This window comes from Gordonia sp. AC31, from assembly GCF_031844505.1.
In the GTDB taxonomy this organism is placed as follows: domain Bacteria; phylum Actinomycetota; class Actinomycetes; order Mycobacteriales; family Mycobacteriaceae; genus Gordonia; species Gordonia hongkongensis.
On sequence record NZ_JAUZVK010000022.1, the window covers coordinates 57,798 to 65,665 of the forward strand.

The window sequence follows — 7,868 nt, forward strand, 5'->3', positions numbered from 1 at the left end:
TGCTCCCTGAGGTGCGAGCGAAGCGACCCTACTTGTGCTCCCTGAGGTGCGAGCGAAGCGAGCCTACTTGTGCTCCCTGAGGTGCGAGCGAAGCGAGCCACGAAGGGGCTCGCAAGGTGCCTCACCAGGCCCTTCGTGGCTCGTCGCTATCGCTCCTCGCACCTCAGGGACCAATGGGTGTGTGGCGCTTTCGGATCAGGGAGCGGGGTGGGGACGCGCTTTTCCTGCTCCCTGAGGTGCGAGCGAAGCGAGCCTTCTTGTGCTCCCTGAGGAGCGAGCTTGCGAGCGTCACGAAGGGTCAGCCCGCCTCGATGGCCCCGGTGAACTGGCTTTCGTACAGCCGGCAGTAGGCGCCGCGGGCCGCTAGCAGTTCGTCGTGGTTGCCCTGCTCGACGATGTGCCCGTCCTCCATGACGACGATGACGTCGGCGTCGCGCACCGTGGAGAGTCGGTGCGCGATGACGAAACTCGTGCGATCCGACCGCAGATTGGCCATCGCCTTCTGGATGAGCAGCTCGGTGCGGGTGTCGACGGAACTCGTCGCCTCGTCGAGGATGAGGATCGTGGGCCGGGCGAGGAAGGCCCGCGCGATCGTGATGAGCTGCCGCTCACCGGCACTGACGCCACCGCCCTCGTCGTCGAGCACGGTGTCATAGCCGTCGGGGAGTGTCCGCACGAAGTGGTGGACGTGACTCATCCGGGCGGCGTCGAGCACCTCCTCTCGCGAGGCGGTGGGGTCGCCGTAGGCGATGTTGTCGTAGATCGTGCCGCCGAAGAGCCACGAGTCCTGTAGCACCATGCCGGTACGTTCGCGCAGGTCGTCGCGCGTCATGTCCGTGGAGTCGACGCCGTCGACCCGGATGACGCCGGAATCGACGTCGTAGAACCGCATGATCAGGTTGACCAGGGTGGTCTTGCCCGCGCCGGTCGGGCCGACGATCGCGACCATGTGCCCGGGGCGTGCGACCAGGCTGAGATTCTCGATCAGCGGCTTGTCCTCGACGTACCGGAAGGAGACGTCGTCGAACTCGATGAGTCCCTTGTCCTCGGCGGGCGTCTTCGGATTCGCGGCGTCGGGCGACTGCTCGTCGGCGTCCAGGATGTCGAAGATCCGCTCGGCGGAGGCGACACCGCTCTGCATCAGGTTGATCATCGAACCGATCTGCGTCAGCGGCTGCGTGAACTGGCGCGAGTACTGGATGAACGCCTGCACCTCACCGAGACTCAGCGAGCCCGACGCCACGCGCAGACCACCGACGACCGCGACCGCCACGTAGTTGAGGTTCCCCAGGAACATGATCGTCGGCATGATGACGCCGGAGATGAACTGCGCGCGCCAACTCGACTCGTACAGTTTCTCGTTGCGTTCGTCGAAGGTCGCCTCGATCTCGCGCTGACGGCCGAAGGCGGTCACCAGCTCATGCCCGGTGAAGGCCTCCTCGACCTGAGCATTGAGCGCGCCCGTCGACGACCACTGGGCCGAGAAGTGCGGCTTCGAACGCTTCGCGATGATGCCGGTCGCGATGATCGCCAGCGGCACCGTGGCCACCGCGATGAGCGCCAGCAGCGGCGAGATCCAGATCATCATGATCAGCAGCGCGATCACCGTCAGCACCGAGTTGGCGAACTGGGAGATGGTCTGTTGCATGCTCTGCGACAGGTTGTCGAGATCGTTGGTCACCCGGCTCAACAGCTCGCCGCGCGGCATCGTGTCGTAGTAGCGCAGCGGCAGGCGATGCACCTTGGCCTCGACGTCGTCGCGGAGCCGGCGGATGGTGCCGACGACGACGATGTTGAGCAGGTACCCGGCGAGCCAGGCGAGCGCCGAGGACACCACGTACAGCACGAGGGTGATCAGCAGCACGCGCCCCACGGCGCCGAAATCCACTCCGACGCCGGGGGTCACGTTCATCGACGAGACCATGTCGGCGAACGTGTCGTCACCGCTCTCGCGGAGACCGGCCACCGCCTGCTCCTTGGTGAGCCCCTCGGGCAGGGTGCGGCCGATCACGCCGTCGAAGACGAGGTCGGTGGCGTACCCCAGCACGCGGGGCGCGATCGCGATCAGCACCACCGAGCCGACCAGCGACGCGAGCGTGATCGACATCAGCAGTCGATACGACGCAAGTTGTGCGACAACGCGTTTGACCGACGGCCAGAACGAGCGAGGCTTGGATTCGGGTCCGGCCGCCATCGGCGGGCCTCCGGGCCGGGTCATGAGCGCTCCTCCATCGCCATCTGCGATTCGACGATCTCGGCGTAGGTCGGGCACGACTGCCGCAGCTCGTCGTGGGTACCGAGCCCGACGACCCGGCCGCGATCGAGCACGACGATCTGCTCGGCGTCGACGATGGTCGAGATGCGTTGCGCCACGACGATGACCGCGGCGTCGCGGGTGGCGGGGCGCAGTGCGGCGCGCAGCCGCGCATCGGTGGTCAGGTCGAGCGCGGAGAACGAGTCGTCGAAGAGGTAGATCGCGGGCCGCCGGATGAGGGCGCGTGCGATCGCCAGGCGCTGCCGCTGCCCGCCGGAGACGGTCGTCCCGCCCTGGGACACCTTGGTGTCCAGACCGTCGGGCATCGCGGACACGAAGTCCTCCGCCTGCGCGATGCGCAGCGCCTCCCAGATCTCGTCGTCAGTGGCGTCGGCCTTACCGTGCAGCAGGTTCGAGCGGATGGTTCCCGAGAACAGGTACGGCCGCTGGGGCACCAGACCGACGACCGACCGGAGCTCGTCGGGATCGAGCCGCTTGACGTCGGTACCGCCGACCCGGACCGTGCCGGAGGTCGTGTCGATCAGCCGCGGCACCAGCCCGACGAGGGTGGTCTTGCCCGACCCCGTCGAGCCGACGATCGCGGTCGTGGTGCCCGGCTCGACGCGGAAGTCGATGCCGCTCAACACCGGGTCGTCGGCGCCGGGATAGCGGAACTCGGCGGCATCGAACTCCACCGTACCGGGGTGGGTGGCGAAACCGACCGGTTCAGTCGGCGGATGGACCGAGGTGTCGGTGGCGAGGACCTCGGAGATGCGTTCAGCGCAGACCGCCGCGCGCGGGGCCATCATCGCCAGGAACGACGCCATCATCACCGACATCAGGATCTGCATCACGTAGCTCATCACCGCGGTCAGTGCGCCGATCTCCAGCGAACCGTCGGAGACCGCGTGCCCCCCGAACCAGATCACCGCGACGATGGTGACGTTGGTGATCACCATGACGACCGGGAACATCAGGGCCATCAACCGGCCGACGTGCAGGGTCGCGTCGGCGAGGTGGTCGTTGGCGACAGCGAAACGCTTGCGTTCGTAGTCTTCTCGCACGAACGCCCGCACAACCCGGATGCCGGTGATCTGCTCGCGCAGGACGCGGTTGACGTTGTCGATCCGTTCCTGCATCGCGCGGAAGCCGGGGATCATCTTCGCGATGATGGCCCCCATCGACACCCCGAGGATGGGCACCGCGATGGCGATGACCCAGGACAGGGCCGGCGCCTCCCGGACGCCCATGACGATCCCGCCGATACACATGATCGGCGCCATCACCAGGATCGCGCTGCTCATCACGATGAGTAGCTGCACCTGCTGGACGTCGTTGGTGGTGCGGGTGATCAGTGACGGCGCGCCGAACGTGCCGACCTCGCGTGCGGAGAACGAGTTCACCCGATGCAGGAGGTCGCCCCGGATGTCGCGCCCGACCCCGAGGGCGGCGCGCGCGCCGAAGTACTGCGCGGTCACCGTCACGATGATCTGGGCGACGCTCACCAGTAACATCCAGCCGCCGATGCGCAGGATGTAACCGGTGTCCCCGCGGGCGACGCCGTTGTCGATGATGTCGGCGTTGAGGCTCGGCAGGTACAGCATCGCGATGGTCGCCAGCAGTTGCAGCACGATGACGAGCGCGACGTTGATGCGGTACCGGGAGAGGTAGGTGCGGACGAGTCGGGTCAGCATCTAGGCGCCGGGAGCGAAGCGAGCGGGCCGAAGGCAACGGTAGGCGCCGGGAGCGAGAGCCGGCCGGAGTTCACTGCGATCACCTGCGCCAGACTAGTTGCCGCTCGCAACGGACGCCGCCGAGTATCTGCCCACCGGTAATCCGCGCAGGCGGGGACCGCGGGCGGCTGCTCAGACGGTCGGCGGCTCGGTCAGCGCGACGGCTGCCTCGGCGGTGTGGGTGAGGAAGGTGAACGACTCCTGGAAGTACAGGTTCACCACGTCGGCGTCGTGTGAGTCGTAGCCGATCGACACGTCCTGGCCGATGGTCAGTTCGAAGTCGCCGCCGCGGGTGCTCATCACGAACGCGCCGCTGATCGCGGGCGCCCACACGATGTCGCCGGTGAACAGACGCTGGATGTGTTCGAGGATCGGGTAGCCGTGGTTCGACGTCTCGTTGACCTGGGTGTAGGCCTCGGCCGAGAGGGCCACCGCGTACGGACCGTCGACCGACGCCAGACGCAGTGTGCTCAGCGCCTGGCTGACCGCCTCCGGGTAGTCGCGCACGTCGGCGGGCAGCGGGATCGGGGTGGCGGCGGCCTCGGCGCGGATACCGGTGATCGACGCTGCGGCGTAACCCTCGAAGATCGCCCGGTCCTCGGCGAGCGCGAGTTCGCGCGCGGCCTCCACGACCGGGTCCCAGTCGGAGTCCTTGGCGCCGCGGTCGACGTCGTCGATGGCCTCGCGGGACACCGTGAACGGGACCTTGAGTTCCACCAGCGACTGGGTGCGCCGTTGGAAGGCAGTGATCCCCTGCGACGGTGAGTCGATCTTGGTGCGATGTCCGAGCGTCACCGATGCGGTGTCGGAGCCGAGCGGCCCGGTCACGTCGACGAGGCGACGGCCCGCGACGTTGCGCTTGAAGGAGCGGGTCGCCTCCTCTTCGATCTCCGCCCAGGCCGCGTCGGAGATCGGTGCGAGTTCGCGATGCAGGTTGTTCATGGTGTCCTCCTGGTGCGGTGGTCGAAAGGGTGTCGTCAGTGCAGTGAACCGATGCCGAGCGAGCCGTCGGAACGTGTCGTCGGGGCGGGGGAAGCCGTGGGTGCGGCGTCGGGCGCGGGTGGCAGGTCTTCAAGGAAGTCGAGTGTTGGGGTGAAGAACTGGGCCCCGGTGACCGCGGTGGTGAAGTCGAGGAGGCGGTCGTAGGTGCCGGGTGGGTCGCCGATGAACATCTTGCGCAGCATCTCCTCGGTGACGTCGGGCGCTGCCGAGTAGGCGATGTAGAACGTGCCGTTGACACCGGCACCCGAGACGTCGCCGTACGGCATGTTGTCCCGCACGACGTCGATCTCCTCGCCGTTCTCGTCCTCGACGACGTTCAGCGCGATGTGGGAGTTCGGGGGCTTCACGTCGTCGGCCATCTCGACGTTGTCGAGCTTGGTCCGCCCGATCGCGGCTTCCTGCTCCTCGGTGCTCAGGTCCTTCCACGACGACAGGTCGTGTACGTAACGCTGGATGGCGACGTAGCTGCCGCCCTCGAAGTCGGGGTCCTCCCCGCCGACCGTGATCGCGTCGATCGCCGCCTGTCCGATCGGGTTCTCGGTGCCGTCGACGAAGCCGATGAGGTCGCGCAGGTCGAAGTAGCGGAACCCGTGCACTTCGTCGACGACGGTGACCGCGTCCCCGAATGCTTCGGTGATCTTGGCGCCGAGTTCATAGCACAGGCCCATGTCGTCGGACTTGATGTGCACGAGCAGATCGGCGGGCGTCGCCGGGGCGGTGTGGACCTCGCCCTCGTAGGGGACGAACGGCCGCAACGAGCGGGGTCGAGGGCCGGTGAACAGGCGGTCCCACGCCGCGGAGCCGATCGACACGATCCCGGCCAGTGCCGCCTCGGGAGCCCGCGAGGACACCGCGTTGTTCAGGCCGGGGATGTCTTCCAGCGCAGCGCGAACCGCGTCTTCACCGCCGTCGTTGATGGTGAAGACGAGGAAGATCGCCGACTTCGTCTTCCGCGTCAGGATCGTCTGGGGCACCGGCACGCTGAACACACTAGCCCATGCGTACCAACCGTGGGGCAGCAGATCGTGCCGCGAATGTATAGGGCAGGCAACCCTTTTCGACGCTGACCGGTGACGGGTCAGCGGCGCGTTGTGGCCCGCGCCACCGCCCGGCCGGCGGCGCGGCCGGAGAAGATGCATCCGCCGAGGAACGTCCCCTCGAGTGCGTTGTACCCGTGGACGCCACCGCCGCCGAAGCCCGCGACCTCGCCGGCGGCGAACAGGCCGTCGAAGGCGGTGCCGTCCGGCCGCAGGACCTGGGAGTCGAGATTGGTCTCGAGCCCGCCCAGGGTCTTGCGGGTCAGGATGTTGAGCCGGACCGCGATCAGCGGGCCGTGTTCGGGATCGAGCAGTCGATGCGGCTTGGCGACCCGAACGATCTTGTCGCCGACGAACTGTCGGGCATTGGTGATCGCCATCAGCTGCGCGTCCTTGGAGAACTTGTTGCCGATCTCGGCGTCGCGTGCGGAGATGATGCGTTCGAGGTGTGCGAGGTCGAGTTCGGGGCCGCGGGCGATCTTGTTCATCCCGGCGACCAGTTCCGGGAGGTTGTCGGCGACCACGAAGTCGACGCCGTTGCGCACGAAGGCGTCGACCGGTCCCGCGGCGCCCTTCGCCAGCCGGCTCTTCGCGGCCAGCTTGACGTCCTTCGCGGTGATGTCGGGGTTCTGCTCCGAACCCGACAGCATGAACTCCTTCTCCACGATCGTCTGGGTGAGGACGAACCACGAGTAGTCGTGACCGGCCGCCAGGATCGCCTTCATCGTCGAGATGGTGTCGAAGCCGGGGAAGTTCGGCGGTGCGAGGCGGTTGCCGTTGGCGTCGAGCCACAGCGAGGACGGGCCGGGGATGATGCGGATCGCGTGGTCGGGCCAGATCGGGTCCCAGTTGTGGATGCCCTCGGTGTAATGCCACATCCGGTCACGGTTGACGATGTTCGCGCCGGCGGTCTCGCTGATCTCCAGCATCCGGCCGTCGACGTGCGCCGGGACGCCCGAGATCATCGTCTCCGGCGCGGGGCCGAGACGCTCGACGGGCCAGTTCTTGCGGATCAGGTCGTGATTGTGGCCGATGCCGCCCGAGGTGACGATGACCGACCCGGCACGGATCTCGAAGTCGCCCACCACATCCCGGTTCGACGCCTGGCCGCGTTCGGCGTCGGTCGGGGCGAGCGTGACACCCCGCACGCCGACGGCGGCGCCGTCGTCGTCGACGATGAGCTCGTCGACGCGGTGCCGGAACCGGAACTCGACGAGCCCGCGCTTCTCCGCCTCCAGGACCGGCTCGGCGAAGACCCGCACGACCTCGGGTCCGGTTCCCCAGGTGAGGTGGAAGCGGGGCACGGAGTTGCCGTGGCCGTCGGCGAACCCGCCGCCGCGTTCGGCCCACCCGACGATCGGGGTGATGCGCAACCCGAGGTCGTGGAGGTACTGCCGTTTCTCGGTGGCGGCGAAGTCCACGTAGGCGCGGGCCCACTGACGCGGCCAGTAGTCCTCGTCGTCACGGTCGAAACCGGCCGACCCCATCCAGTCCTGCAGGGCGAGATCCGCGGAGTCTTTGATGCCCAGCCGACGCTGCTCCGGCGTGTCCACCATGAACAACCCGCCCAGCGACCAGAATGCCTGCGCGCCAAGGTTGTTGCGATTCTCCTGGTCGACCACGACGACGCGGCGTCCGGCCTTGGTGAGTTCGTATGTCGCCACGAGACCCGCCAGTCCCGCACCGACGACCACCGCGTCGGCCCCGTGCTCCGCCACCGCATCTCCTCACACCGCCAAAATGACCGGGCCGGTCCCGGGACATGTGCATTCGCAGACGAGATTAGCCCCGTACTACAGCGCGATGTCGGCGTACCGGTGGAACCACGGCGCGGCGGCTTCG

General features: G+C 67.7%; 5 protein-coding genes. All 5 read right to left on the minus strand.

Annotated elements, in window-relative coordinates:
• Positions 1 to 298 precede the first annotated feature (298 nt).
• Complete coding sequence (locus Q9R39_RS20515) at positions 299 to 2,218, minus strand: ABC transporter ATP-binding protein (protein ID WP_058253783.1); 1,920 nt, start codon at positions 2,216 to 2,218, stop codon at positions 299 to 301.
• Positions 2,215 to 3,948: an ABC transporter ATP-binding protein gene (locus Q9R39_RS20520; RefSeq protein WP_058253784.1), complete on the minus strand. Its 1,734-nt coding sequence runs from the start codon at positions 3,946 to 3,948 to the stop codon at positions 2,215 to 2,217. Before Q9R39_RS20520 ends, Q9R39_RS20515 begins: the two co-directional genes overlap by 4 nt.
• Positions 3,949 to 4,119: 171 nt before the next feature.
• On the minus strand, positions 4,120 to 4,929 hold the full coding sequence (locus tag Q9R39_RS20525; protein ID WP_058253785.1) for a family 1 encapsulin nanocompartment shell protein: 810 nt from the start codon (positions 4,927 to 4,929) through the stop codon (positions 4,120 to 4,122).
• 35 nt (positions 4,930 to 4,964) lie between these two features.
• Positions 4,965 to 5,969 (minus strand): Dyp-type peroxidase, encoded by a 1,005-nt coding sequence (locus tag Q9R39_RS20530; RefSeq protein ID WP_058253812.1) that lies wholly within the window; start codon positions 5,967 to 5,969, stop codon positions 4,965 to 4,967.
• A 98-nt stretch (positions 5,970 to 6,067) separates the two neighbouring features.
• Positions 6,068 to 7,744, minus strand: a complete 1,677-nt coding sequence (locus tag Q9R39_RS20535; RefSeq protein WP_058253786.1) for an FAD-binding dehydrogenase — start codon at positions 7,742 to 7,744, stop codon at positions 6,068 to 6,070.
• Positions 7,745 to 7,868 lie beyond the last annotated feature (124 nt).